This window comes from Sorangium sp. So ce836 (genome assembly GCF_028553905.1).
Classification (GTDB): Bacteria; Myxococcota_A; Polyangia; order Polyangiales; family Polyangiaceae; genus Sorangium; species Sorangium cellulosum_D.
In genome coordinates this window covers 14,302,751-14,329,043 of record NZ_CP102233.1, presented here as the reverse complement: position 1 = coordinate 14,329,043, position 26,293 = coordinate 14,302,751, and the positions used below count along the sequence as shown (strand labels likewise).

Sequence of the window (26,293 nt, the reverse complement as noted above, 5' to 3'; positions counted from 1 at the left end):
ATGCTCCGCCCGAAGAGCCCCCAGACCGAGGAGCGCGCCGCCCCCACCCCGCAGGGCGGGCGCGCGCGCCGCCGCCGCCTCCGGAGGCGGCGCGACCGGCGGGGCGTGGCGCTGGTCATGGTGCTCGGCGCGATCACGGTGCTCACCGTGTTCCTGACCGAGCTCCAGGAGGAGACCTCCACCGAGCTCTCGGCGGCGCTCGCCGATCGCGACGCGCTCCGGGCCGAGTACTACGCGCGGAGCGCCGTGAACCTGTCGCGGATGCTCATCGCCGCCGAGCCCAGCGTCAGCCAGACGATCGGGCCGATGCTCGCGATCATCGGGCTCAAGGGGAATTTCCAGGTGCCGGTCTGGAAGTTCACCGACATGTTCCTCGGCCCGTTCAACGCGCAGCTCACCGAGCCGGGCGCGGCGCCGCCCGACGAGGCCGCGGCCGCGGCCTCGGGCGAGGGTAGCGCGGCGGCGGGCAAGAACCTCGGGCTCACCGGCGGCGGCCGCTTCGAGCTCAAGATCGTCGACGAGGACTCGAAGATCAACATCAACCGCGCCGCCGACGACGTGGGCGGCATCGCGGATCAGATCGCCGTGGGGGCGCAGCTCATCAGCCTGATGAGCCCCCCGCAGTACAACCCGCTCTTCGAGGAGCGCGACGGCGACGGCCAGTTCTCGGATCGCGCGACCATCTGCAGCGCGCTCGTCGACTGGGCCGACCCCGGCGACCAGACGTTCGTCTGCGACACGTCGACGAACGCCCCGAGCTCCACGGGCGCCGAGGACAGCTTCTACCAGACGGTCGGCCTCCCCTACGTGCGCAAGAACGCCCCCTTCGACTCGTTCGAGGAGCTGCGGCTGATCCGGGGCATGGGCGACGACTTCTGGGCGACGTTCGTCGATCCGGACCCGAACAACCCGGACAAGCGGGTGCTGACCGTCTGGGGCAACCGGAAGCAGAAGGTGAACGTGACGTCGGCGAACGCGCAGATGCTCCTCACGCTCACCTGCAGCGCCGACTTCGTGGACGTCGCGACGACGCCGCTCTGCACCGACGTGAACCAGCAGACGTCGTTCCTGACCGTGGCGTCGCTCGTGCAGAGCATGACCGGGGGCATCCTCTTCCCCACCCCCAAGGATTTCGTCGACGCCATGACCCAGAAGGCCGGCAATACGCTCGGGGCGATGCTCGGCCAGCAGTTCAAGGCGATGGGCGTCGAAGCGGTGAAGTTCAAGCCGAACGCCACGAAGGCCCTCGGCAACAGGAGCAACTTCCTGAGCATCTATGCCGATGGCGTCGTCCCGGGGAACAAGCGTGAGACGCGCGTGCGCATCCATGCGGTGATCGATCTCACGGGGGCACAGAAGCTCGGCTCTGGCGGGGGCGGCGGCTCTGGCGGGGGCGGCGGCTCTGGCGGGAACGGCGGCTCTGGCGGGAACGGCGGCCCCGGAGCGACCGGCGCCCCCCCGACGCCGGAATCGTACGAACAGCAGGTACGGTCGAACCCCGCCGGGACGATCATCTACTATCGCATCGAATAGGAACCCCCTCCGGGAAGAAGCGCGGAAATGCACAGGCTGCTCGGGATAGATGCTGGGAAATCCGTGGTGCGGACGGCGCTCATCCGCACCGCGTACAGGAAGGTCTTCGTCGAGGCCCTCGGCGAGGCGCCCATCACGGACGCGGTCTCCGAGGCCGAGGCGATCCGCGCCGCGGTGGGGCTCCACCGCCCCGACGCCGCCGCGATCGCGATCTCCGGGGAGAAGTCGTTCTACCGCCGCCTCGACCTGCCCGCGGCCGCGCAGAAGGAGGTCGAGAACGTCCTCGGCTTCGAGCTCGAGGCCACGGTGCCGTTCGAGATGGAGGACGCGGTCTTCGACTACCGCCTGCTCAAGCGGCCGCCCAGCGCCGAGACGCTGCCGGTCTTCGCCGCCATCGCGCGCGCCGACGACGTGCGCGAGCGCATCACCGTCGTGAAGGAGGCGCTCGGCTTCGAGCCGGAGCGCGTCGCGCTCGGCGCGGTGGCGCTCGCCAACCTCGAGGCCGTGATGCCGGAGCTCGCCTCGCCGTCGCCCGCCGGCGCGAGCGTGCCGATCGCGCTGCTCGACCTCGACCACCTCACCTCCGAGATCGTGATCCTCTCCGGCGGGGAGCCGGTCTTCGCCCGGACGCTGTCGCGGGGGACGGCCGGGCTCCCCGGCACGGCGCCGGCGCTCGCGCGCGAGCTCCGCCAGACGCTCGCGGCGTGGCGCAACCTCGGCGGCGAGCCGCTCGCCGGGATGTACCTCGTCGGCGGCGGCGCGAGCGCGCAGGGCGCGGAGGTGTTCCTGTCCACCCAGCTCGGCCTCACGATCCTGCCGCTGCCGGCCCCTCGGGTCGAAGGGCTCACGCCGGAGCAGGCCGCGGCGCTGCCCCGCTTCGCCAAGGCGCTCGGGCTGGCGCTCGGGCTGACGCCGAAGACCAAGGGGTTCAACCTGAGGCGGGGCGCGCTCGAGGCCGAGCGCAGCTACCCGTTCCTGCGCGAGAAGATCCCGATCCTCGCCGGCCTCGGCACCGTCATCGCGCTGAGCTTCGGGTTCTCGATCGTCGCGGAGCTGCGCACCCTGAGCGCCGAGCGGGAGCTCCTGCTCGCGTCGCTCGCGACCGCCTCGCACGACGTGCTCGGCGAGGAGACGAGCGACCCGCTGAAGGCCCGCGAGCTGCTCGACCAGGGCCCCGGCGCGGCCGACGAGGACCCGATGCCCCGCGTCGACGCCTTCGACGTCATGGTGCAGCTCTCGAAGGCCGTGCCGAAGGAGATCACGCACGACGTGCTCGAGCTCGACGTGAACCGCGGCCACGTGACCCTCCAGGGCGTCGTCCCGTCGGTGTCGGACGCGCAGATCATCGCGGATCACATGAAGGAACACCGCTGCTTCCGCGACGTGAAGATCGGGCGGACGAGCCAGTTCACGGAGGGCAAGCACAAGTACGTCCTCGAGCTGGATCTCAAGTGCGAGGACAAGAAGAAGAAGAAGACCGGCGCCGACGCGGCGGACAGCGCCTCGGCGGGGGCGCCGGAGAAGCCGGAGGGATCGCGATGACGCTCCGCGAGCGACTCGACAAGCTGGAGCCGCGCGAGCGCCGGCTCCTCACCCTCCTCGTCGGATTCCTGGGGGTGCTCGTGTTCCTGGCCGTGCCGATCGGGCTCGCGAGCACCGCCTCCGGCAGGCGCGCCGAGAACCAGGAGATCCGCGACCTGCTCCAGCAGATCTACGAGGCCTCGGGGAAGGTCAACGAGCGGAAGGCGCAGAAGGACGCGCTGCTCGCGCGCTACGCGCGGCCGGCGCCGGCCCTCGCCGGCTTCATCGAGGACGCGGCGAAGCAGCAGGGGCTCACCGCGGCCGAGTCGCAGGATCGCCCCGACGTCCCGCACGGCAAGAAGTACACCGAGCGGGTCACGGTCGTGAAGATGCACAGGATCGGGATGCTCGGCCTCGCCAAGATGCTCGAGCGCATCGAGACCTCGGGCCACCCGGTCGCGGTGACGAAGCTGAACATCAAGCCGCGCGCCGGCGAGCCGGACTCGTACGAGGTGGAGCTCGGCGTCTCCGCGTTCGACCGGAAGGGCGACCCCCAGCCGGCGAGCCCTGCGCCGTCCGCGGCCCCGCCCGCCGACGAGGAGGAGCAAGAGCCATGAAGGCGCGGCTCGTCAAGATCGCGAAGTGGGCGGCCTACCCGCTCTTTTACCTCTTCTGCCTGGGCCTCTTCGGCTATCTCACGTTCCCGTACGACCGGCTCAAGGACCGGCTGATCGCCGAGTTCGATCGCGCGCAGCAGAAGCGGGGCTCCGGCCCGGCGCAGCGCCTCGAGATCGACGAGCTCGACGCGTACTGGTTCACGGGCGTGGAGATGAAGGGCGTGCGGCTCATCCTGCCGCCGAACGAGCTCGGCACGGGCAGGCCGACCGGCGCCGCCGCCTTCACCTCCACCTCGGGCGACGCCGCCAAGGACAGCGCGCCGAAGCCGAGCGTCATCGAGATCGAGGAGGCGCACGCCCGGGTGAAGATCCTGCCCCTGCTGCTCGGGCGGATGCGGATCTCGTTCTGGGCGAGCGTGTTCGGCGGGGAGGTCGAGGGCGTGGTCCCGATGGGCAAGTCGGGCGGCGACGTGCACGTCGAGGTCTCGGACGTGGAGCTCGCCCACGTGGGGCCGCTCGGGGACATCCTCGGCCTGCCGATCGCCGGCACGCTGAACGCGAACCTCGAGCTCAGCGCGCCCGACGGCAAGTTCAACAAGGCGAGCGGCGCGCTCGAGGTCTCGGCCAAGGAGGTCTCGGTCGGCGACGGCAAGACGAAGATCCAGGGGCTCATCGCGCTGCCCGAGGCCAAGCTGGGCGAGCTCGTCCTGTCGGCCGAGGCGAAGGACGGCGTCCTCAAGGTCACGAAGATGTCCGCGAACGGCCAGGACCTCGAGCTCGACGGCGACGGCAAGATCACCATGCGCGAGCCGTGGAACAACTCCACGGCGGACCTCTACGTCCGCTTCAAGTTCACCGACGCCTACCGGTCGAAGAGCGACCTCACCAAGTCGCTGCTCGGCGCGCCGGGGTCGAGCGTGCCCGGGCTGATCGAGATGCAGCAGCCCAAGATGAAGCGGTCGAAGCGCTCGGACGGCTTCTACGGCTGGCACGTCCACGGCGTGCTGAAGCGGCCGCGGTTCGATCCGCACGCCGCGGACTCGCCCGCGGCGCGGGGCCGCGGCAAGGCCGACTCGCCGAGCTCGGCCGCGACCACGAGGAAGCCCGGCGGCGTGAACCTGCCGCTCGGCCCCTCGGAGGCCCCGGCGCGGGACAGCGAGGAGCAGGGGAGCCCGCCGCCGGCGATGCCGCCGCCGCCGTCGACCGAGGACGAGTCGCCCGAGCCGCGGTCGCGACCGACGCCCGCCCCGCCCGCCGAAGGCGACCCGCCGCCGCCGGAATAGGACCTGGACCTCGCGCGCCAGAGGCGAGTAGGACCTGGACCTCACGCTCCAGGGACGGGTAGGACCTGGATTCACGCTCCGAGGACGAGGCCATGCGGGACCCCAGGTGGCAGCAGAACCGGCGCATTCTGCTGATCGACGACAACGAGGCCATCCACGAGGATTTCCGCAGGATCCTCCGGTCCGACGCGGAGGCGTCGACCTTCGATAGCCTCGAGTCGGCGCTGTTCCGCGAGGCGCCCGGCCGGCGGCCGGTGAGGTTCGAGCTCACGACCGCGACCCAGGGCGCCGAGGGGCTGGAGAAGGTCCGCGAGGCGCGGCAGCGCGGCGCGCCGTACGCCCTCGCCTTCGTCGACGTGCGCATGCCGCCGGGGTGGGACGGCATCGAGACGCTCTCGCGCATCTGGCAGGAGGACGGCGCCATCCAGGCGGTCATCTGCTCGGCGTACTCGGATTACTCCTGGGAGGAGATCTCCACCCGGTTCGGGAACACCGACAACCTGCTCATCCTCGCCAAGCCGTTCGACCCGAACGAGGTCCGGCAGATGGCCTACGCGCTCACCGAGAAGTGGAACCAGCGCCGCGCCCTGTCCGAGGCGAACCACAAGGTGTCGGCGCAGTACACGGTGACGAGGATCCTGGTCGAGTCGACGACGCTGTCCGAGGGCATCCTCGCGCTCCTCGGCGCGCTCGGGGAGACGCTCGGCTTCCGGTTCGGCGCCCTGTGGCTCGGCGACGGCGAGAGCGGCGGCCTGCGCTGCGAGCACACCTGGAGCGCCGCGCCCGACGACGCGGCCGCGCTCGAGGCGTCGACCCGGGGCGCGCGGCTCGCCCTCGACGCGGGGCTGCCCGGCCGCGCGCTCGCCCAGGGGGAGCCGACCTGGTTCTGCGACCTCGACGCGGTCGAGGACGACCAGCGCGCGCAGGCGGCGCGCGGCGCCGGCCTCCGCTTCGCGGTCGAGCTCCCCATCGCGGTCCGCGCCGACGCGCAGGTCGCGGCCGTGCTGGAGCTCATGGACGCCGAGCCGCGCGAGCCCGACCCGGGGCTGCTCGACGTGCTGCTCGCGATCGCCGCCAAGGCCGGCCACTTCATCGGCAGCAAGCGCGTCGAGGCCGCCCTGCGCCGGAGCGAGGCGAACAACCGCGCGCTGCTCTACGCCATCCCCGACACGATCCTCCGGCTCAGCAGCGACGGCGTCTGCCTCGACTTCAAGGCGTCCCGGGAGTCGAGGCCGTCGCTCCGCGCCGAGGATTTCCTGCACCGGCACGTCGCCGACGTGTTCCCCGCCCGCGTCGCGGAGCAGATCACCGAGCTCGTCGGCCGGGCGCTCGCCGACGAGGCGACGCACGTCTTCGAGTACCAGGAGCAGCTCCGCGAGGGCACGCGCGACTACGAGGTCCGGATCGCCGGCAGCGACCGCGCCGAGGCGGTCGTGATCGTGCGGGACGTCACCGAGCGCAAGCGCGCCGCGGCGGAGACCGAGGCGCGGCGCGCCCGCGAGGAGGCGCTGCGGGCGCAGAACGAGATCCTCGCGGCCCTGTCGACGCCGCTCATCCCCATCAGCGACGACATCGTCGTGATGCCGCTCGTCGGCGCCCTCGACGCGCAGCGGGCGCGCCGCGTGCAGGAGACGCTGGTCCGCGGCGTCGCCTCGCGCCGCGCGCGCGCCGCGATCCTCGACATCACCGGGGTGCCGCGGATCGACGGCCAGTGCGCCGACGAGCTCCTGCGCGCCGCCACCGCGGTGCGCCTGCTCGGCTCGGAGGTGATCATCACGGGCCTGAGCCCCGACGTGGCCAGGACGCTCGTCGAGCTCGGCGTCGACATGAGCGGGATCGTCACGCACAACACCCTGCAGAACGGCATCGCCTCGGCGATGACGTCCGCGGGCGCCCGCGGCAGGCCGAGGCGGCGCCGCGCGCGGCGGCGCAGGTAGCGGCGGCGGCCGCGCGACGCCGGCCGCTCACGGCCCCGCCGCGCGCTCGGCGGCGGCGCCCCCGAGCCGCACCGGGAGCTCGAGCGTGAAGGTGGCCCCGCGCCCCACGCCGTCGCTCTCCACCGACAGCACCCCGCTCATCTCCTCGGCGGCGAGCGCGCAGCTGTGCAGCCCGAAGCCGTGGCCGCCCCGGCGCGTCGTGAACCCGTGGGAGAAGATCCGCGTCAGGTGCTCTTTCGCGATGCCCACCCCCGTGTCCTGCACGCAGATCCGCACCGCGCCGTCCCTGCCCGCCCCGCGCGCCTCGATCCGCAGCGTGAGCTCGTGCTCCCTGCCGGGCAGCTCGTCCATCGCGTGCTTCGCGTTGCTGATGAGGTTCATCAGGATCTGCAGGAGCTTGTGCTTGTCGACGTAGACCGGGCGCGGGCACGCGAGCTCTCTCACGACCTTGAGGTGCGGGCGCGAGAGCGCCGCGTCGTTCATCCGGAGGGCGTCCTCCACGAGCTCCGAGAGCTGCACCGGCTCGACCACCGTGGTGGTGCCCGCGTAGGTCTGCTGCGTCCGGACGATGTCCTTGATGTGGTCGACGCTCTTTCCGAGCTGATCCACGTAGCGCAGGATGCGCCGCCGATCGCCCTCCAGCGCGGCGGACAGCGCCTCCAGGTAGGCGATGAGGTGCCGCCCGCGCTCGTCCTCGGTGAGGAACCGCCCGGGGTCCTCCCGGTGGCTCGCCAGGAGCTGCGCCGCCCGCTCGAGCTTCTCCAGCTTGAGGCCGCCGAGCTCCTCCGCGATGAGCTTGGCCGACACGTTGACGGTGTTCAGCACGTTGCCGATGTTGTGCACCACGTTCGTGGCGATCTCCGCCATGCCGGCGCGCCGCGCCGTGTCGAGGACCTGGCGCTGGGCCGCCGCGAGCTCCGCCGTCCGCTCGACGACCCGCTGCTCCAGCGCCTCGTTCAGCTGCCTGAGCTGCTCCTCGCTCGCCTTCAGCGCCGCCTCCGCGCGGCCGCGCTCGGCGAGCTCGACCTGGAGCCGCCCGTTGGCCACGAGGAGCTCCGCGGTCCGCTCCGCCACGCGCCGCTCCAGCTCGCCCTTGGCGCGCTCCAGATCCTCGTTGAGGGCCTGCACCGTCTCCCGGAGCTGCTGCTCGCGGGCCGCCCGGTCCGAGACGTCCGCGTACGCCTGCTGGAGCCGCTCCTGCCGCGCCAGGGTGACCCCGAGCAGGTGCTGGAAGGCGTCTCGCAAGTGCTTGATTTGTTTTATTTTTCCGGCAGGGCTGAGCTCCCCGGAGACGTCGCCCGAGGCGTAGCGCGCGGCGTCCGCGGCGAGGCGCTCGATGGGGCGCACGATCTCGCGGCTCAGGAGCCAGCCGAAGGTCAGCGCCAGGAGGATGCTGCCGCCCACGCCCACGGCGAGCCCGATCAGCGCGCGCTGCTTGAGCGTGCGGCCCCTCGCCTCGAGCTCGCTCAGCGCCTCCTTGTGCTGCGCCTGGCCCGCCCGCGCGCTCGAGAGGAGCACGAAGGTCAGCTCCTGGGCCTCGCCGTAGAACACCGACGTCGCCCGCGCCGCGTCGCCCTCCTGCATCGCGTCGAAGATCGCCGCGTGCTGCGCGTCGAGCTCCGCGTACACCGCGCCGAGGTGCTGCCACAGCTGCTCTTGCTGCGAGCCCAGCTCGCCCCGCGCGCGGTTGAAATGGACGAGCGTCTGGTCCCGGCGGGACGCGTCATCGCTCGTGTACAGCGAGACGTCGAACCCGCGCAGCGCCTGCCCGACGGCCTCGCGCTGGGTGATCACCGCGAGCTCCATGTCCTGCAGGTCGACGAGATCGCCGAGGAGGGAGAGCTGCTGCGCGGAGATCCGCGAGAGCGTCGCGTTCACCAGGGGGAGGAAGACCGCCAGCGCGACCGCCACCGTCAGGAGCGGGGCGAACGAGAGCAGCGTGCGGTGGCGGATGTCCACGGAGGCCTCTGCCGGACGAGGATGCCGGGGGGATCGAGCGCGTCAAGGCGCGCCCGCGCCGCCGTCCCGCGCAGGCTCGCCAGCCCTCCGTCCAGCCTCCAGTCCAGCCCCCGCCGGCCCCTTGCCGCCGGCCCCCCCGGCCCCGAGCGGGCGCGCCGATCCTCGCGCGCCGCGGCCGCTCAGCGCAACCGCGCGCCGGCGCCGCTCAGCCCTTGCCGGTCTGCGCGGTGTGCTTGGCGTGTTTGTCCAGCGCGGCGAGGACGCGGTCGTAGTCGGGCGGCAGCTCGACCGGCGGGTTGGCGAGCCGGCTCGTCACGTCCGGGAGCGCGCGCTCGTGGTATTTCACCTTGAACTCCGTGAACTTGAGGCCGTTCGCGGTCGAGACCACGACGACCCGCTGGCGCTTCTCGACGAGGCCCTTCTTCACGAGCTTCTCCAGCGCGGCGAGGGCGACCGCCGTGTGCGGGCAGGTGTACATCCCGGTCCGGTCGGCGCGCGCCGCCGCGTCGCAGAGCTCGTCCTCGGTCACCTCCTCCGCGACCCCGTTCATCGCCTGGAGCGCCAGCATCGCCCGCGGCGCGCTCACCGGGTTGCCGATCTGGATCGCGCTCGCCAGCGTCTCGCCCGCCTTCATCGGCACGACCTCGCTGCGCCCCTCGGCCCACGCCCGGTAGAGCGGGTTGGCCCGCGCCGACTGCGCCACGCACAGGCGCGGGAAGCGCGTCGTCAGGCCGAGGTCCTTCAGCATCTTGAAGCCGGCGTAGAGCGCGTAGGCGTTGCCCAGGTTGCCGCTCGGCAGGACGACCCAGTCGGGCAGCGTCCAGTCGAACTGCTGCACGATCTCGATGGCCACGGTCTTCTGCCCCTCGAGGCGCAGCGCGTTCATCGAGTTCGCCAGGTAGACCACGCCGTCGGCCGAGAGCCGCTGCACGATGGCCATGCAGCCGTCGAAGTCCGTGTCGAGCGAGAGCACCAGCGCCCCCGACGCGATCGGCTGGACCAGCTGCGCCATCGACACCTTGCCCCGCGGCAGCAGCACGACGACGGGCAAACCGGCCGCGGCGCCGTACGCCGCGAGCGAGGCCGACGTGTCCCCCGTCGACGCGCACGCGATCGCGCGCACCTCGAGGCCCTCGCGGATCGCCTTGTTCACCACCGAGACGAGCACCGTCATCCCGAGGTCCTTGAACGACCCCGTATGGCTGTTGCCGCAGAGCTTCACCCAGACGTCGTCGAGCCCGAGCGAGCGGCCGTAGCGATCCGCCCAGAAGAGGTTGGTGCCCCCCTCATCCATCGACACGATGGCCTCGTCCGGGACCTGGGGCGCGACCCACTCCCGCTTGCCCCAGACCCCGGAGCCGTAGGGCCACACCGTGCGCTTGTAGCGCTCGTCGAAGAGCTTCATCCACGTCGCGGGGCTCCGGTCGCGGAGCGCGTCGATGTCGTGGGCGACGTCGAGCAGGCCGCCGCAGGTCGGGCAACGGTAGAGGGGCTGCGTCAGCGGGTAGCTGCCGGGACAGCCGGTCAGACATCGGAATGCAGCAGTGTAGGCCATGGCAATACGGATCTCCTGGGTGGCGGGAAGCGCCCGCGGGAGGTGGTGTTCGGTTCAGTCGAAGCGTGGGGCTTCCATGCCGAGCCGCCTATAGAAGTAGATCGCGGCGTTCCTGGCAAACGATCCCTGCGGGACGTAGACGTCGTCCGGCTCGGGGAGCGGCTGGTCCGCCGAGAGCGGCCCGCCCCGCTCGCCGGCGAGGCGCTCGAGGTCCTCGAGGAACGCCTCCATCGAGGGATAGCGGTTCTCCGGGCGCTTGCGGATCGCCTTCAGGATCACGGACTCGAGCAGCGGGTCGATGCTCTTGCGCTTCTCGGAGGGGCGGGGCGGCGGGGTCACGAGCTGCCGGGCGAGGAGCTCGGACTGCTCCGAGCGCGGGAACGGGAGCTCGCCGGTGAAGGTCCGGAACATGACGACGCCGAGCCCGTAGACGTCGGTGCGGGCGTCGGGCCTGTCGCTCACGACCTGCTCGGGCGCCATGTACTCGAGCGTGCCCACCGCGGTGCCGGTCGCCGTGATGTGATCGGCGTCCTGGATCTTCGCCAGGCCGAAATCGAGCACCTTGACCGCGTACGGGTCCCCCTGCGCGCCGACGAGGTAGAGGTTGTCGGGCTTCACGTCGCGGTGGATGATCCCGACCCGGTGCGCGGCGGCGAGCCCGGACGCGGCCTGGGAGAGGACCGGGATGGCGAGGTCCGCGTCCATGCGGCGCTCGCGCCGGAGCCAGTCGCCGAGCGACTCGCCGAAGAGGTACTCCATGACGATGTACGGCGCGCCGTCGGCGGCGCGCGTGCCGGCGTCGAGCACCTTGACGATGTTCGGGTGCCCGATCTTCGCCGCGCTCTGCGCCTCGCGGACGAACCGCTCGCGCGTCCGCTCCGCCCGGGCCGCGAACGCCTCCAGCACCTTGATCGCGACCGGCTGCCCGGTCTCGATCTCGATCGCGAGGTAGACGCGCGCCATCGCCCCCTTGCCGAGGTAGCCGCGCACCTCGTAGCGCTCCCCGAGGATCGTCCCCCGCAGCCGGGTCGGCTTGTACCGGAACAGGTCGACGCGCCGCGCCTCGGCGAGCTCCGCGCCGTCGTACGGGCAGAACCGATGGCCCGCGTCGTACTCCCGGTGGCAGCGCGCGCAGAACATGGCCCCGCTTCGAATAGCGCCCCGCGCTCCGGCCACGCAAGCGCTCCGCGCGCGCCCCGGGCGCCGCGCGCGCCTCGGGCGGCGCGGCGCGCCTCGGGCGGCGCGGCGCGGCCTCGCGCCGCGTGGGCGCCGCGTGGGCGCCGCGCTCACGCCGCCTTGCGGGGCGAGCGCCCCGTCAGCTTGGTGTAGACGTGATAGCCGAGCCAGCGGAGCGGCTCGGGCGGGACGCCCCCGAGCGGGTACATGTAGAAGGGCAGGTCCCGCCACCGCGCGTCGTCGCCCGCGTAGATGTCGCAGAGCACGCGGCCCGCGAGGTTGCCAAGCGTCACGCCGTGGCCGCTGTAGCCGAGCGCGTAGTACACGTTCCGGTGCTCGCCGCGCACCCCCATGCTGCAGATCCGGCTCATCGTGATGCCGAGCGTGCCCGTCCAGCGGTGCGCGATCCGGACCCGCTCGGCCGCGGGGAAGTAGCCGACCAGCCGGCGCCGGATCGCCTCGAACGCCTTCCCGGCCGAGTCGGGTGAGCCGGGGTAGGAGGTCCGGTTCCCGTAGAGGTAGGCGTACGCCGCGTTGCTCCCCCCGCCGAACACGAGCTCCCCGGCCGGGGTCATGCTGGCGTACGCGATCCGGTCGTGGTCGTCGCTGAAGCCGGCGACCTGCCCCCAGCCGAGCGCGGCGCGCGCCTCGGCGTCGAGCGGCTCGGTCGCGATCACGTGCGAGTGCAGCGGGAAGATGCCGGTCTTGAAGTAGCCGAGCCGCGGCGTGTAGCCGTTCGTGGCGAGCACGATCGCCGAGGCCCGGACGACCCCGCCCGGCGTGGTCAGCTCGATCGTGCGACCCTCCCGGATCCGGAGCACCGGTGTGTCCTCGTGGAGGGCGACCCCCCACCCGAGGAGCAGCGGGCGCAGGCTGCGCAGCAGGTCGACCCCGTTGAGCTGCCCCTCGGTCGCGTCCAGCACCGCCCCGGCCGCCCCGCGGACGCCGAGCCGCTCCGCCAGCGCCGCGCCGTCCAGGTACTGTAGCGGAATGCCCCACCCGGCGAGCTGCTCGACCCGCGCGTGCGCCGCCTCGGCCCGGCGCGCGTCCGTGAGGACCTCCATGCAGCCGTCGCGCCGGTAGCGCACCGGGAGACTGTGCTCCTGGATCATCCCGACGATGCCGTCGATGCCCGCGCGCGTCGCGTCGTAGACGCGGCGCGTGAGCTCCGGCTCGCGGTAGCTCACGCCGTTAATCCAGTTCAGCATCATCCCCCCGTTGCGCCCGCTCGCGCCGTTGGCGAGGTGGCGCGCCTCGAGGATCATGACGCGGAGGCTCGGAAACCGGCGGATTAGATGGTATGCCGTGGAGACGCCGGTGAACCCGCCCCCGACGATGGCCACATCGGCCGCCGCGTCCCCGCGGAGCGGCGGGGCGGGCTCATAGCCCGGCCCCGCCTCGCTCCACACGGAGCGAGCGGAATCGATGTGCGTGCGCGTGTCGACGAGAGCCGCCTGGGTCACGATGATTACCTATCAGATGAACGCTCCGTCTGGCACCATGGACCCCAGGAGCCCTGCTTGAAGCGACGTGTCCGGCTCTGCATGAAGGATCTCTTCCACCAGGACGTGGTGGAGATGATCGAGCGCGAAACCCGCAAATACCAGATCTGGTCGATCGAGGACCCCTCCGACCCGGACTTCGACACGGCGTATCAGATCCTCTGGGACTGCTTCGGTCCTCATGGGGAGATGGAGCGCAAGGAGGCGATCCACGCGTTCCTGCGCGACGACCCGTTCACGCCCGAGCCGTCGGGCACATACATGCGCTACTTCCTGCTCGTGGCGCGAGACGCGGACGGAAAGGTGCGCGGCGTGCGCGACGGCACCGTGCTCGTCAATCCGGCGTACGCGCCGGATCTCTGCGTCATCTACCTCGCCCACATCTTCATGATCCCCGAGGCGCGCGGGACGGTGCTGTCGTACTGGCTGCGCATCGCCCCGGTCGAGCTCGCCATGCAGTACCTCGCCGACCTCCACGCGATGGGGAAGATCACGCTCCCCGCGCCCTCGGCCCCCGGCAAGTACTTCGGGATGAACCTCGATCTCGCGGCCGAGGTCGAGTACTTCACGCCCGAAGAGCGCCTGTCGTGGCAGCGCATCCTGTTCTACGGCCGCGGCGGGTTCGACGCGATCAACCCGCGCCATTTCCCCTACCGCCAGCCCGACTTCCGCGATCCCGAGGAGATCCGGGCGACGGGCGACCAGCCCTCTCCGTTCATGGTCCTCGTCCGGCGCATGGGCCGCGAGCGGCAGGCGCAGCTGCCGATCGACGAGGCGCGGGCGCTCATGCGGCTGCTCTACGACGATTTCGCGGATCACTGCGCGCCGCACCTGCTCGAGAACAGCCTCCAGCTCGTGCTCGACCGGCTGGAGGAGCGGGCGAAGCGGAAGAGCTTCGTCGAGCTCCTGCCGCTGCCGACCGGGCCGAAGGACGTGCACCGGCTGAAGCCGCTCTTCCGGTACAACGTGTTCACGAAGTACTACCCGGAGAGCCCCGACATCCGCGGCTACCTGAACAGCGGCATCCGCGAGCGGCTGAGCGCGAACCCGCGCTACCTCGACGAGGAGCTCGCCCGCATCGCGCGCGAGCTGGAGGCCCGCCCGCCGTACGTCTACGGGAGCCGGGACAAGAGCGCGACCTGGGAGGGCACGCCGCTGTCGCCGGGGTCGGAGCCGCCCCCGTCCGAGGGCGCCGACGCGGGCGAGATCACCCGCGAGCTGCCGGCGCCGCCCGGGGCCGCGACGCCGCAGTGAACGAGCGGGCGCGCGCGCGCCCCGGAGACCCTCCTCCCTCATGAACGTATTCGCTGCCTCGCCCGTCCCCGTCGCGTCGATCCTCTGGCAACCGTCCGCGGGCTCGTGGGTGCTCACCGTCGTCTGCAAGGCGACGTTCCTGCTCCGCCCCGGCGAGTCGCCGCTCGCCCCCGACCAGGAGGCGCCGACCCCTCACGACGCGGCGTGGGAGGACGCGCCGTCGAGGAGCCTGCAGTCGGCGAGCGATCTCGCGCCCGCGAAGCCGCGCGCCGACGTCGTGCTCGTCGGCTTCGCGTTCGCTCCGGGCAAGGCGCCGGCGCGCTCGCTTTTGGCCAGGCTCGCCGTGGGCGACCTGGACAAGTCGATCGAGGTGTGGTGCGACCGCATCTTCTCCCAGGACGGGACGCTCCACGAGGGCCCGCCGTTCGCGCAGATGCCGCTGGTCTACGAGCGCGCGGCGGGAGGACCGGGCTCGTGGAATCCGGCCGGGGTGAGCGCCGGCTCGCGGAACGCCTACGGGCAGATCGCCGTGCCCAACCTCCAGCCGCCGGGGCTGCTCGTCTCGGATCCGAGCAAGGCGATCGAGCCCACGGGCTTCGGTCCGATCGCCCCGACGTGGCCGTCGCGCGTCGAGAAGCTCGGCCGTCACGCGGCCGGCTGGTCGCACCGCGACTGGAGCCGCAGGCCGCTGCCCGCCGGGCTCGACCCCGCCTACTTCAACATCGCCCCGCCCGATCAGCAGCTTCCGTCGCTGCGGGAGGACGAGCGCCTCGTGCTCGAGAACCTCCACCCCGAGCACCCGCGCCTCGTGACCCAGCTGCCCGGCCTCCGCCCGACGGCGACCCTCGAGGGCCGGCGAGGCGGCGCTCGACCGGTGCCCATGCGCTGCGACACGCTCTGGATCGACACCGCGCGGGGGCGCTGCGCCCTCACCTGGCGCGGGCAGATCGCGCTGGAGCACCCGGAAGAGCACGGGCGCGTGGTGGTGAGCCTGGAGCCGCCGCAGGCCGCGCGCGGCGAGGCCGAGAGGTCCGTGCCCCCCCCGAGCTCCGGGCTCGTCGCGCCGCGCCCCCCGAGCACGTCGCAGACGCAGCTCCCCGGGCTGCGCTCCGAGCACGCTCCGGTGCTGCCGTGGAAGACGGAGGAGCGAGGGGCCGACAGCGCGCCCCACTCGAGCCCCCCGAGCGGCGGGCTCCCGTTCCGCGCGCCCGCGGGAGACCTCGGGGCGTTGATGGCGGGGTCCGTGGCGCGGTGGTCCCCGCCGTCCTCACCGGCCGGCCCCCTCGAGCAGGCGCCGGCCGCGCCGCCGCCCCCCGCCATGGCGCCGCTCGGGAGCCGAGCCCTCTGGGGGACGAACGACGGGCCGCCGGCGATGACGGTGGGCCAGAAGTTCGGGGCGGCCGAGAGCGCGACCCGCGCCTCGCTGCCCGCCCCGGCCGAGGACGACCGCCCCTCGAGGGCCAGGGCGTCGCCGCCGAGGCCCGCGGCCGACGACATCGTCGAGCTCCTCTGGTTCGATCCCGCCGCGCTGCCGCGCGTCCGCGCTCGGTGGAGCGACCTGATCCTCGAGCTCGACTTCGAGGAGCTCGACCCCCGCCACGACCTGCCGGCCGACGACGCGGCCACGGCCAAGGACCGCCACGACGTGCTCGGCGTGCTCACCGACGGGTCGCCGATCGAGCCGGGCGGCGTGCCGCAGGCGCTCCTCGCGTCGATCGGCGACAGGCGGCGGTTCACGCCGCCGCTCGTGCTCGTGACCGGCGAGGCGCGGTTCCCGTTCGACGAGGTCGAGGCGCTCAAGGCCACCGTCGCCGTGGTCGCGCCGCTCGCGGGCCCCGACAAGCAGCTGAAGGACGCCCTCGACTCCATCGGGGAGCTGCTCAAGTCGCCTTACCTCCAGAGCTCGACCGGCGTCGTGGACCGGCTGAACCAGCAGCTGAAGGAGCTCCTCGCCCAGTCGAGCCGCTCGTTGCCGGCGGGCCAGATCGAGGCGCACACCGAGCGGCTCCTGCTCGAGCAGCGGCGCTACCAGACCCGCAGGGTGCTCGGCGACGCGTGGATCCGCGCGCTGCTCGCGGCGGGCGGGCAGGGCGCGCTGCCGCTCTACCTGCCGAAGGCCCTGGAGCACCGGCTGCCCCTGATGACGAGCCTGAAGGTGCGCGTCCTCGCGGAGGCGCACCTCCGGCAGGATCAGATCGAGCCGAGCCGCTACGCGCTCAAGGCGCTCGCGCTCGGGAGGGTCTTCACCGCGGACGAGCTGCGGCCTGCGCGCTCGTCGGACTGAGGTCAGTCGAGCGGCTCGGTCGGCGCGACGTCGCGCGCGCCGACGAGCGGGAGCACCTCGACGATGAGCCGCTGCTGCGCCTCGAGGAGCTGCCGCTTCACGTCGCCGCCCGCCGAGGAGAAGCGCAGGTGCACGACGAACCTGGGGCCGTCCTCGTAGATGCGCGCCGCCGCCTCCGGCGTGAGCTTGCCGCCGACGTAGTCGCCGTGATGGTGGCTGTCCGAGATCGCCCACGCCGACGGCCACCGCTCGTCGAGCCGCCGGAGCATCTCGTCCTGGGAGAGCTCGCTCTCGAAGGACCACGCGAGCGTCGTGCTTGCCGTCTTGCCCATATCACCTCTCCTCAGCGGCCGCCGTCCCGCGGATCGGTCGAGACGCCCGCCCCGCCCGCGCCGGCCGTCCCGGCGCTGCCGGCCGGCGCCTGCGGTGCAGCGGGGGGCGCCGCGCCGACCGCGTTGGGACCTCGATAGATCGTCGGGAAGTTGCCGTTCGGCTCTCGCGGGCCGTTGAGCTTGAAGTCGAAGCCGCCGTTGCTCGGGTTGGGCTCACCGTAGATCTCCACGTTCCACCGCTCCGCCAGCGCGTTGAGCTTGCTCCCGAGCGACGTGTTGGAAAGCCCAGGCTTCCCCTCCGGGTTCAGCGCGCTCGGCGCCTCGCCGTTCTTGAAGATGCCGTATTTGGCGTTGTACGGCGCGCCCGCCTGCTGCGCCTGGACCAGCGCCTGATCGCTGTGGATCGCGAAATCGGTGTCCGATTTGGACGACCAGAACCCGAAGGGCTTGTCCGGGTTGCCCTTGAACCCGTCCGTGGCCGAGCCGAGCTGCTGCACCGTCGCGTCCGTGATGCCCTCCGACTCGAAGACGTTCCTGATGTCCGACTGCAGCCGGTCGAACTGCGCGCGATCCTTGTACGTGAGCGGGACGCGCTGGCCGTCGGCGTCGCCCTCGACGGCCAGCTTGAGCCGCTCGGGGGTCGTGTTCGGGTGCTCCAGCTCGCCCCGCTGCACCCGCTCGTAGGCCGCGCGGTTCTCGGCGATCCTCGCGTCGAGCTTGGCGGCCGCCGCGGGATCCGCCGCGGGCCCCGCGGCCATCTGCTCGTCGGTCCACGCGCGCGCCCGGGCCACCTCCTCGGGGCTCGGCGGCCCCCTCCGCCCGAGCGGGACCTCCTCCGCGGCGGGCGGGCGGATCCATCCGAGCCGCTCGCCGAGCTTCGCGGCGCCGATGCCCCCGAGGAGGCTGCCGCCGAACTCGCCGAGGATCTCGCCGACGCGCGCGGCGCGCTCGCCGAAGAGGCCGCCCACCGCCTCGCCCACGTGCGCGCCGACGAACGCGCCGGCCAGCGAGCCGGCGAGCCCCAGCCCCGCGACGACGACGCCGGCGCCCACGCCCGTCAGGACGAGCGCGGCCCCGCCCGCGATCAGCGCGGTCCATCGCAGGGTCGTCAGGAGCCACGACGGCACCTCCTCCTCGACGGGCACGAGCGTCAGCGTCTCGCCGCCGATGAACGTGGTGATGGCCGCCTGGCTGACGACGCCGCCGCACTGGGCCTTCTCGGTCCTGCGGCCCAGGTGCTTCCCGTTGACGAAGACCGTGGCGCTGCCCTGCGCGACCTTCTTGCCGCCGTGCTCGAGGACGTCGAGCTCCGCGCGCGCGGCGGCGCGCCCCTCGATGCGCGTGTCCGGCGATCCCGTCGCGATCTCCCCGCACGGGGAGCCCTCGAACATCTTGCCGATCTCGGCGCCGGCCAGCGCCCCGCCGGCGCCGAGCCCGACGCCGCCGGCGACCGCCGCGCCGATGAGGACCGCCCCGGCGCCGCCGGTGGCCACGGTGAACAGGATCGCCCCGCCGATCGCGAGCCCGACGCACGCGCCCGCGATGAGGCCGGCCCACGCGGACGAGTGGCCGATCTCATCGCCCATCCGGGCCGCTTCGAGGGCGCTCACGGCCTCGCAGCCCTCAGCCCTGGCCCAGCTTCACGCTCGCGAGGATGCGATCGAACACCGGGTTCAGCCGCGCGGCCTCGCTCTTCGGCATGGTCGCGGTGAAGCTGAGCACCGTCGGCTTGCGCCCCCCGACGAACACGAGCCGCTGCTCGATCGGCCCGCTCTGCCCCCGCCACGCGAACCGGATCTCCACGGCAGGCTGACCGCCGAGCGTGATCTCCTGCCGCGCGTAGAGCTGGAAGCCGTCGAGCCGCTGGGCCATCTCGACGAGCTGCCGATCGCCGTAACGCCGGATGTCCTCGCCCGCGGCCAGCGTGTCCCGCGTCATGACCAGGTTGGAGATCATCCCCTGGCCGGGCTTCGCCGGCGCGGCGAAGACCACCACCGAGCGGTCCTCCCAGTCGCGCGGCACGTCGAAGGACACCTCGGTGTGTTCATAACGCGGCATCGTTTCCGTCTCCACGCTGCGAGGCGCAGCGCTCGCTCTCCGACATCCAGCGGGCCCCGGGCGTCACGGCTCCACCTTGGCGAAGCCGCCCTGGAGGTCGCCGCGGTAGAGGGCCACGCCCTGCATCGACAGCGCCCCTGCGTACGCCCGCTCCGCGGGCGCGCCCGAGGCCTCGGTCGCCTGCGCCGCGGTCGTCACCGCCGCGCCGTTCACCGACCGCGGCGCCGCCGCGGTCCGCAGCGCCAGGAATTGCGCTACCTGCCCGCCCGCGCCGCCGACGTGGAAGATGCCGGCCGCGCTGCCCGCGTTCACGAGCGTCCCGATGTCGCCCGCGCTCAGGCCGCCGAGCGCGGGCAGCGGCGCCGTGAGCACCGGACCGAGCACGTCCAGCGTCGACGGCAGCGAGGCGAGGCTCTCCCCCTTCGCGAGCCGGAAGAGCTCCAGGGCGCCGCTCCCCGTCGCCACGAGCGCGGCGAGCGACGCCGAGGGCGCGCGCACCTCCTCCTGGATGGCCGCGCCGGCGGCGGGCCCGATCTGCAGGGACGCCGGGGCCGCGGCCGGGGTGAGCGGCGGCGAGGAGACGGCGCGGTCGAGCCGCAGCGCCGCGCCCTCCACCTCGACGTCCTCGATGCCCCCCGGCGCCTCGACGGCGCCGCCGCCGCGCATCACCTCGGCCGGCGCGCTCGTCTCGCCGCCGCCGCCCGGCCGCCCCGGCGCGCTCGGCGCCCTGGCCTTGCCGATCGTCGCCACCGCGGGCGCCTTCGCGGACGTGGTGTTGATGAGCACGTTCGGCCCGCCGTCGATCTGCACCTCCGCGCCGGACAGCTTGAGCAACCCGCCCGCCGAGATCTCGAGCTTGCCCTGCGCGTCGATGAAGATGCCCTCCGGCGTGATCTTGATCGACGCGACGCCGTTCGTGATCTGGACGGTCTTGTCCTTGTTGATCGTGTATCCGACGCCATCGCCGACCGTGACGCTCTGGCTGTCGCCGGCGTCGACCGCGTCCGAGGTGCCCACGATCGACGTGCGGCCCTCGCCGATCTGGTTGATCTGCTGCTCGCCGATCGTGTGGCTCTGGCTCTTGACGACGTTGACGCTCTGGCTCCCCCCGACGGTGACGGCGTCGGCGCCGGTCACGCTGGCCGAGCGGTTGGAGAGCACGGTCGAGCGCTGATCCCGCTTGACGATCTCGGTGTAGTCGCGCTGCGCCTGCACGTGGATGAGCTCGCGCCCGGCGGCGTCGTCGAAGGAGAGCTCGTTGAACCCGCCCGAGCCCGGGGAGGAGTCGCTCTTCCAGCCGCTCTTGGTCTTCTCGGCGGGCAGCGTGTAAGGCACGCGCGTCGTGCTGTTGAAGACGCGGCCCACGATCACCGGCCGGTCGGGGTCGCCGTCGAAGAAATCGACGAGGACCTCCTGCCCGACGCGGGGGATGGCCATGAGCCCGTAGCGGCTCCCGGCCCAGCCCTGGCTGACGCGGATCCAGCACGAGCTCGCGTCGCTGAACCGCCCCTCGCGGTCCCAGTGGAACTGCACGCGCACGCGGCCGAACTCGTCGGTGTGGATCTCCTCGCCCGGGGGGCCGACCACGATCGCGCTCTGCACGCCCACGACCCGCGGCTTCGGCGTCCGCCGCGCGGGGCGGTAGGGCTGCTGCGCGAACACGGCCTCCCCGGTCATGATCCACTCGCCGCTGTGATCGCCCTCGAACGTGGACGCGACGACGAGCAGCGCCTGGTCCGGGGCGAGCTCCTTGCGGGGGTGCCCGCCGAGCGACAGGACGACGCCGGGGCACAGGTCGAGGGCGTTCGTGCGGTACCGGACGGAGCGCCGGCCGCCCCGCTCGCCCTCGAGGCTCCGCGCAGCGAGCGCCTCCGCCTCCTTCATGTCGACCCGCGCGACGCCCCTGTCGTCGGCGACCGGCGTGTCGCCGCCCTTGCCCGGCTCGACCACGAACGCCCCTGGCGCGTAGTGGTACTGCTCGTAGCGGAGCTCCTCCTCGAGCCCCTCCCGCGCCTCGGCGAAGAGCTGATAATCGGGCCGCATCCTGAAATCGAAGTCGCGGAGGGTGACGTGGCCGGGCCGCACCTCGTGGCGCACGATCAGCTCGCTCACGTACTCGCGCCCGGACGACTGGTTCGGGTTGTCGGCGTAGGCGATGGGCGCGCCGGGGCGCGGCTCCCTCCGCTGCGGGGCGTCGCTCAGGACGAGGCGGGTGAGCTCGGCGCCCATGCGCCCGCCGTCCGCGCGGTGCGAGAAGTAAAAGGAGATGCCCGCCTCCTCGAGCAGCCGGCAGAGGAACGCGTAATCGGTCTCGCCGTACTGCACGCGGTATTCATGGGCGGGATACTTCGCGCCCAGCGCCACCTCCGGCTCGATCTCCCACTCCTTGAGCACCAGGAGCACGATCTCGGGGATCGTCATGTGCTGAAAAATGCGGTTGTTGCGCCGGAGCGTCGCCCGGAACAGCAAGGGCACGATGCGCAGCCGGTAAGTGGAGAGCCCCGTCGGCTCGGCCTGCACCTGCTCCATCTGGGCGCAGAGCCCGGCCCAGACCCGGGCGGGAACGACCGAGTGCAGGACGGTCGACTCGGCCTTGAAGGCGGCGGTCTTGCCCACGAGGCTGTCGAGATCGAGATCCTCGATCTCCGAGACGGCCAGTATCGACACCTCGAAGAGCGACGAGATCTGCTCCCGGACCGAGAACCGTCGCACCGAGAGCGATTCTTCCTTGGACGCGAACGAGAGCGAGAGGCGCGACATGGACGGATCAGCGAGCGTAGATCATGGGCTCGTCGCGATCTAGATCACGGCGCCGCTGCCCGTCGCTGCGCGCGCGCGCAGGGCGCCCGCGCGGATCTCGTTCACGGCCGCGCAGGCGGCCTCGTGGGCTTCGATCGCGCCGCGCAGCACGAGCGACCTCCCCCGCTCGGCGGCGGTCTCCTCGAGCGTCCCCTCGAGCACGCCCTCGGCGAGGCGGACGAGCGGGCCCACCTCGGCCATGCCTCGCGCGAGCGCCCGGGCCGCCGCGACGAGCCCGGACGCCGCGGGGGCGGAGCTCGCGACGGCCGCGGCCTCGTCGCAGAGCTCGTCCGCCACGGAGCCCATGTCGCGCCAGCACCCGACGGCCGCGCGCAGGCTGGCGATCGTCACGAGCGCCGAGGGGGTCGCGTGCATCGCGTCGACCGGCGCCTGCGGCCGCACCCCCGCCGCGTTCTGCGCGGCGGCGATGACCGGGGCGAGGGACAGGAGCGCGCGCTCCAGCACGCGCGTGGCCTGCTCGATGCGGACGAGGCGCTCCTGCAGGTCGGCGCTGCCGGCCGGCGCGTCGCGCTCGACGAGGTCGGAGAGGCGGCCGGCGACCTCGATGGCGAGCTGATCGAGCCCGTCGATGGTGCGCGGGTCGAAGCGGCGGGGCACGACGTCGAGGACGCACAGCGAGCCGATCGCGTGCCCGCGCACGCGCACCGGCACCCCGGCGTAGGCGCGGATGCCGTAGTGCTCGACGAGCTCCTTCGGCACGCGCTCGTCGCGCAGCGCGTCCTCGACGAGGAGCGGCGCCTCGTCGCGCACGACGAGCTGGCAGAAGGAGTTGCTCCGCGAGGTCGCGCAGCTCACGGCGAGCTCCAGGGGCAGCCCGTGGTGCGCGCGCAGGAGCTGGATATGGCGGACGACGAGGCTCACGAACGCGATCGGCGCGCGCGCGAGCCTGGCGGCCCGCGTCACGCAGGCGTCGAGGATGGCGTCCGCGTCCGTGCGCAGCATGGCGCCGTGCAGCTCGGCCAGGCGGACGGGGTCGTTGAGGTCGGCCATGGCGAAAGTCTACCAGCAAAGGCCGCCGCCCCGGCGCTGCACTGCGTCGCGCCCCGCGGAACCCGGGGCGCGGGAGCATTCACCTGCGCCGCGCGGATTTGCCGGGAGCGTGCGCGGCGCCTCCCGCCCGGCGCGCGCCCGCGTTGTCGTACCGTCTTGGGGCGGGCAGAATCCGCGGGATGGCTGATCCCGCGCGAAGGCTCGCTCCCGCAACGATGGCCGACCTCGAGGCGCTCCCGCCGCACATCAAGGGCGAGATCATCGAGGGCGTGCTCTACACGCAGCCGCGCCCGCGTTCCCGGCACCAGCGCGTGCTGTCGCTCATCGACCATGAGCTCCTCGACCCCTACGACCGCAGCCGCGGCGGGCCTGGTGGCTGGTGGATCCTGCCGGAGCCCGGCGTCGAGCTCGAAGGCTCGCCGGAGTTCTCGCCCGACATCGCGGGATGGCGGCGCGAGCGCTTGCCCGAGCTGCCCGACGAGGAGTCCATTCGCATCGCTCCCGACTGGGTCTGCGAGATCTTCTCTCCGCGGATGCGCGCGTACACGCAGGGCACCAAGCGGCCGTTCTACGCGCGGATCGGCGTCGGCTGGCTCTGGTACGTCGATCTCGAGGCGCAGACGTTCACCTGGAGCCGGCGCCACGAGGGGAAGTGGCTGGAGCTCGGCGTGGCCGTCGGGGAGGCGCGGGTGCGCGCGGAGCCGTTCGACGCGGTGGAGCCCGACGTCGCGGAGTGGTGGACGAGCGGGCGCGCCCGGGGCGCCGAGTAGACCCGGGACACGGCGGCGAGGGCGCGCCGATATGCTGGTTCTGCTCAAGCGATGAGTGGAATACGAAGGTGCATGAGCGGTGGCAGCGCTGGAGTCTGGCCGTCGCGAGAGTAGCCTCTTCGGCCTTCATGCCGTAGGCTCACGCGTCGTGAATCGTCCCACCGATTCCATGTCATCAGCGACGTTCGCCGTCTCGTGAGCTCACGAGAACGGCACCGCCGAACGTCGCCAGGGGCTCGGCAGAGCTACGGATAGAGCCCATGGGCTGAGCCGAAGCTCACGAACCCAGGAGCCCGACGCCGCGAAGGTCACGCGCGAGCCGCCTGCGCCTCCCTCGCCCGCACCGCCGCCACGAACGTGCCGAGGTGCACGTCGACCACCCGGCTCACGTCGGGCGTGTAGCCGCCCGCCAGCACCCACGCGATCGGGATGCGGCGCTCGAGCGCGGCCCGGAACACGATCTCGTCGCGCGCGCGGAGATCGTCGTGCGTCAGGTCGAGCGGCGAATACGGGTCCTCGCGGTACGGGTCCGCGCCGGCCTGGTACAGGATCAGGTCGGGCGCGGCGCGGTCGATCGCGGGGCCGAGGTGCCGCTCCAGGATCTCGAGATAAGCGGCGCCGCCGCTCCCGCCCGGCACCGGGACCGACCAGCCGTTCTCCGTGTCCGGAGCGCGCTCGGCCTCGACGTCCCGGTACGCCCGGTTCTGCTTGTACCAGTTGCCGTAGATGGAGAGCTGGAACGCCCACGGCCGCGAGGCGAGCAGCGACGCGGTGCCGTTGCCGTAATGGAGGTCCATGTCGACCACCAGGGCGCGGCGGACGCGCCCCTCGGCGCGCGCGCGCTCCATCGCGACGACGAGGCCGTTGAAGGTGCAGAAGCCCTCTCCATGATCGCCGTGCGCGTGGTGAAAGCCGCTAGCGAGGTTGCCCGCGATGCCGTCCTCGAGCGCCGCGAAGGCGGCGGCGACGCAGCCGCCGTTCGTGAAGCGCACCGCCCCGGCGAGCGCCGGCGACCACGGGAACTTCTGCGACTCGGCCAGCGCCCGCGGCTCGCCGGTCGCGATCGCCCGGACGTACTCGGGCGTGTGGACGCGGAGCAGGTCCTCGTCGCCGACCGGCTCGGGCTCTTCAACCCGCGCGCAGAGGCCGCTCCGCTCGATCGCCTCGCGCACCAGGGCGAACTTGCGCATCGGCATGACGTGCTCGCCGATGTCCGCGAAATAGCGCGGCGAGTGGAACACCCGGATCGGCGGCGAGGCGCCCGTCACTTGCAGACCGACTCGAGCAGATCGAGCGCCTCGGCGACGTGGCGCGGGGCGAAGACGAGCGCCGGCCGGAAGCGGAGCGTGCGCTCGCCCGAGCCGCCCACCTCGAGGCCGCGGTTCCGCAGCGCGGTGAGCGCCGCGTCGCGGCGGGCGGCGTGGGGGAAGTCGACCGCGGCGAAGGTGCCGCTGCCCCGCGCGCCCGAGAGCACCCCCGGGTACCGGACGCAGAGGTCCTCGAGCCCGGCGACGAGGCGCTGGCCGGTCGTCCGCGTGTTCTCGAGGAGCCGGTCGCGCTCGATGACCTCGAGGATCACCTCGAGCTGCGCGCCGCGGAGCGGGTCGCCGAGCCAGGTGTTGAAGATGCGCAGCGGCTCGATCGGCGCGAGCTCCTCGCGGCAGTAGAAGCCGCCGAGCTGCATCTTCTTGGAGAACGTCACCATGTCCGGCGGCTCGGGCAGGTCCCACGCCTCGTGCGCCCACAGCGCGCCGGTCCCGCCGCCGCAGGTCTGCACCTCGTCGATGATGAGCGCGACGCCGCGCTCCGAGGTGAGGCGGCGGAGCGCCTGGAAGAACGCCGGGCTCGCGTGGCGATCGCCGCCCTCGCCCTGGATCGGCTCGACGATGACCGCGGCGACCTCGTCCGGGTGCGCGTCGATCGCCGCCTTGACCGCCTCGAGCGAGCGCGCCTCGGCGGCGCGGTTCTGCTCGGCGTGGGCCGCCTCGGGGAACTGGAGCGTAGGGAACGGCACGACGGGCCAGTCGAACGCCGGGATGTCGAGCTTGTGGACCGGCTTGCTCCGCGTCGCCGAGAGGGCGCCCATGCTGCGGCCGTGGAACCCGCCCTCGAAGGAGATCACCTTGAAGGCGTTCACGCCGGGCTGCCGGTTGAGCATGCAGGCGGCGAGGTCGGCGTCGCTCGGCTGCGCGCCGCCGCGCCGGCGCCGGGCGAGCCGGATGAACGCGGCCTTGAGCGCGTTCTCCACCGCCTCCGCGCCCGTGGTGAAGGTGAACACGTGCGAGTGCCCCTTCGGCGCGACGCGCATCAGCGTCTTCTCGACGATGTCGACCCACTCGGGCGCGGGCGCGACCCCGAGCGCCGAGCGGTAGCCGGCGCACCAGTCGAAGCGCCCGTCGCGCCACGCGGCGAGCAGATCCGGGTGGTTATAGCCGATGGGCACGGCGGCGATGTGACCGTAGACGTCGAGCAGGACGTTGCCGTCCACGTCGACCAGGTAGTTGCCCAGGCTCTTCCGCGCGTCCTGATAGAGGTGGATCGGCCGCGCGTCCTGGTAGCGATGGTGGCGGGCGCGGAGCGCCTCGGACGCGGGCCCCGGGACGGCGGTGCGCATGGAGGCGCGCTCGGGCTCACCGGGGATGGGCGGAGAGATGCTGGGCGGTGCGTTCATGGTCGGACTCCAATGCAAAGGGCGCGGCGGA

At 72.7% G+C, this 26,293-nt stretch carries 19 protein-coding genes; 8 read left to right on the top strand and 11 right to left on the bottom strand.

All coding sequences use genetic code 11. The features are described 5' to 3' along the window. The 5 genes from NQZ70_RS52290 (at position 1) to NQZ70_RS52270 (ending at position 6,891) form a co-directional block, all read left to right on the top strand. Positions 1-1,533 carry a general secretion pathway protein GspK gene (locus NQZ70_RS52290; protein WP_129580916.1) on the top strand — a complete coding sequence of 511 codons (1,533 nt, stop codon included), beginning with the start codon at positions 1-3 and terminating at the stop codon, positions 1,531-1,533. Positions 1,534-1,560: 27 nt separating this feature from the next. After that, entirely contained in the window at positions 1,561-3,075 is a 1,515-nt protein-coding gene (gene pilM, locus NQZ70_RS52285) for a type IV pilus biogenesis protein PilM (protein ID WP_129580915.1), read from the top strand. After that, on the top strand, positions 3,072-3,671 hold the full coding sequence (gene gspM, locus NQZ70_RS52280) for a type II secretion system protein GspM (protein ID WP_129580914.1): 600 nt from the start codon (positions 3,072-3,074) through the stop codon (positions 3,669-3,671). The genes pilM and gspM overlap by 4 nt, the downstream gene beginning before the upstream one ends. Then, positions 3,668-4,954: a type II secretion system protein GspN gene (gene gspN / locus NQZ70_RS52275; RefSeq protein ID WP_129580913.1), complete on the top strand. Its 1,287-nt coding sequence runs from the start codon at positions 3,668-3,670 to the stop codon at positions 4,952-4,954. The genes gspM and gspN overlap by 4 nt, the downstream gene beginning before the upstream one ends. 92 nt (positions 4,955-5,046) lie before the next feature. After that, positions 5,047-6,891, top strand: a complete 1,845-nt coding sequence (locus NQZ70_RS52270; RefSeq protein ID WP_129580912.1) for an STAS domain-containing protein — start codon at positions 5,047-5,049, stop codon at positions 6,889-6,891. A 27-nt stretch (positions 6,892-6,918) separates the two neighbouring features. Here the strand turns inward: NQZ70_RS52270 and NQZ70_RS52265 are convergent, their stop codons facing one another. From NQZ70_RS52265 to NQZ70_RS52250, 4 genes are all read right to left on the bottom strand, one after another. Beyond that, positions 6,919-8,850 (bottom strand): PAS domain-containing sensor histidine kinase, encoded by a 1,932-nt coding sequence (locus tag NQZ70_RS52265; protein ID WP_129580911.1) that lies wholly within the window; start codon positions 8,848-8,850, stop codon positions 6,919-6,921. A gap of 205 nt (positions 8,851-9,055) precedes the next feature. Next, positions 9,056-10,405 (bottom strand): threonine synthase, encoded by a 1,350-nt coding sequence (thrC, locus tag NQZ70_RS52260; RefSeq protein WP_129580910.1) that lies wholly within the window; start codon positions 10,403-10,405, stop codon positions 9,056-9,058. A gap of 54 nt (positions 10,406-10,459) precedes the next feature. After that, positions 10,460-11,545 carry a serine/threonine-protein kinase gene (locus tag NQZ70_RS52255; RefSeq protein ID WP_129580909.1) on the bottom strand — a complete coding sequence of 362 codons (1,086 nt, stop codon included), beginning with the start codon at positions 11,543-11,545 and terminating at the stop codon, positions 10,460-10,462. A gap of 146 nt (positions 11,546-11,691) precedes the next feature. Continuing rightward, entirely contained in the window at positions 11,692-13,044 is a 1,353-nt protein-coding gene (locus tag NQZ70_RS52250; RefSeq protein ID WP_129580908.1) for an FAD-binding oxidoreductase, read from the bottom strand. Between the two features lie 57 nt (positions 13,045-13,101). Between NQZ70_RS52250 and NQZ70_RS52245 the strand changes: the two genes are divergently transcribed. Together NQZ70_RS52245 and NQZ70_RS52240 are read left to right on the top strand one after the other, a co-directional pair. Then, positions 13,102-14,337: a hypothetical protein gene (locus NQZ70_RS52245; protein WP_237244860.1), complete on the top strand. Its 1,236-nt coding sequence runs from the start codon at positions 13,102-13,104 to the stop codon at positions 14,335-14,337. A gap of 40 nt (positions 14,338-14,377) precedes the next feature. After that, on the top strand, positions 14,378-16,621 hold the full coding sequence (locus NQZ70_RS52240; protein WP_129580907.1) for a DUF2169 domain-containing protein: 2,244 nt from the start codon (positions 14,378-14,380) through the stop codon (positions 16,619-16,621). Positions 16,622-16,623: 2 nt separating this feature from the next. Here NQZ70_RS52240 and NQZ70_RS52235 read toward each other — a convergent pair whose 3' ends face one another. From NQZ70_RS52235 to NQZ70_RS52215, 5 genes are all read right to left on the bottom strand, one after another. Next, positions 16,624-16,953: a hypothetical protein gene (locus NQZ70_RS52235; protein ID WP_129580906.1), complete on the bottom strand. Its 330-nt coding sequence runs from the start codon at positions 16,951-16,953 to the stop codon at positions 16,624-16,626. Between the two features lie 11 nt (positions 16,954-16,964). After that, the gene (locus tag NQZ70_RS52230) at positions 16,965-18,563 is read right to left on the bottom strand and encodes a PAAR domain-containing protein (RefSeq protein WP_129580905.1); all 1,599 of its coding nucleotides are present in this window, start codon (positions 18,561-18,563) and stop codon (positions 16,965-16,967) included. Between the two features lie 13 nt (positions 18,564-18,576). After that, the gene (locus NQZ70_RS52225) at positions 18,577-19,011 is read right to left on the bottom strand and encodes a DcrB-related protein (RefSeq protein ID WP_129580904.1); all 435 of its coding nucleotides are present in this window, start codon (positions 19,009-19,011) and stop codon (positions 18,577-18,579) included. Positions 19,012-19,074: 63 nt separating this feature from the next. Continuing rightward, positions 19,075-21,771 (bottom strand): type VI secretion system Vgr family protein, encoded by a 2,697-nt coding sequence (locus tag NQZ70_RS52220; protein WP_129580903.1) that lies wholly within the window; start codon positions 21,769-21,771, stop codon positions 19,075-19,077. A 39-nt stretch (positions 21,772-21,810) separates the two neighbouring features. Further along, positions 21,811-22,821 (bottom strand): GAF domain-containing protein, encoded by a 1,011-nt coding sequence (locus NQZ70_RS52215; RefSeq protein ID WP_129580902.1) that lies wholly within the window; start codon positions 22,819-22,821, stop codon positions 21,811-21,813. A gap of 215 nt (positions 22,822-23,036) precedes the next feature. Here NQZ70_RS52215 and NQZ70_RS52210 point away from each other — a divergent pair, with 215 nt between their 5' ends. Further along, positions 23,037-23,591: a Uma2 family endonuclease gene (locus NQZ70_RS52210; RefSeq protein WP_237244859.1), complete on the top strand. Its 555-nt coding sequence runs from the start codon at positions 23,037-23,039 to the stop codon at positions 23,589-23,591. 308 nt (positions 23,592-23,899) lie between these two features. On the opposite strand, the gene NQZ70_RS52205 is transcribed toward NQZ70_RS52210, so the two are convergent. Together NQZ70_RS52205 and NQZ70_RS52200 are read right to left on the bottom strand one after the other, a co-directional pair. Beyond that, positions 23,900-24,859, bottom strand: coding sequence for a histone deacetylase (locus NQZ70_RS52205; RefSeq protein ID WP_129580900.1), 960 nt, complete (start codon positions 24,857-24,859; stop codon positions 23,900-23,902). Next, the gene (locus tag NQZ70_RS52200; RefSeq protein WP_129580899.1) at positions 24,856-26,262 is read right to left on the bottom strand and encodes an aminotransferase class III-fold pyridoxal phosphate-dependent enzyme; all 1,407 of its coding nucleotides are present in this window, start codon (positions 26,260-26,262) and stop codon (positions 24,856-24,858) included. The genes NQZ70_RS52205 and NQZ70_RS52200 overlap by 4 nt, the downstream gene beginning before the upstream one ends. Positions 26,263-26,293: the final 31 nt, after the last annotated feature.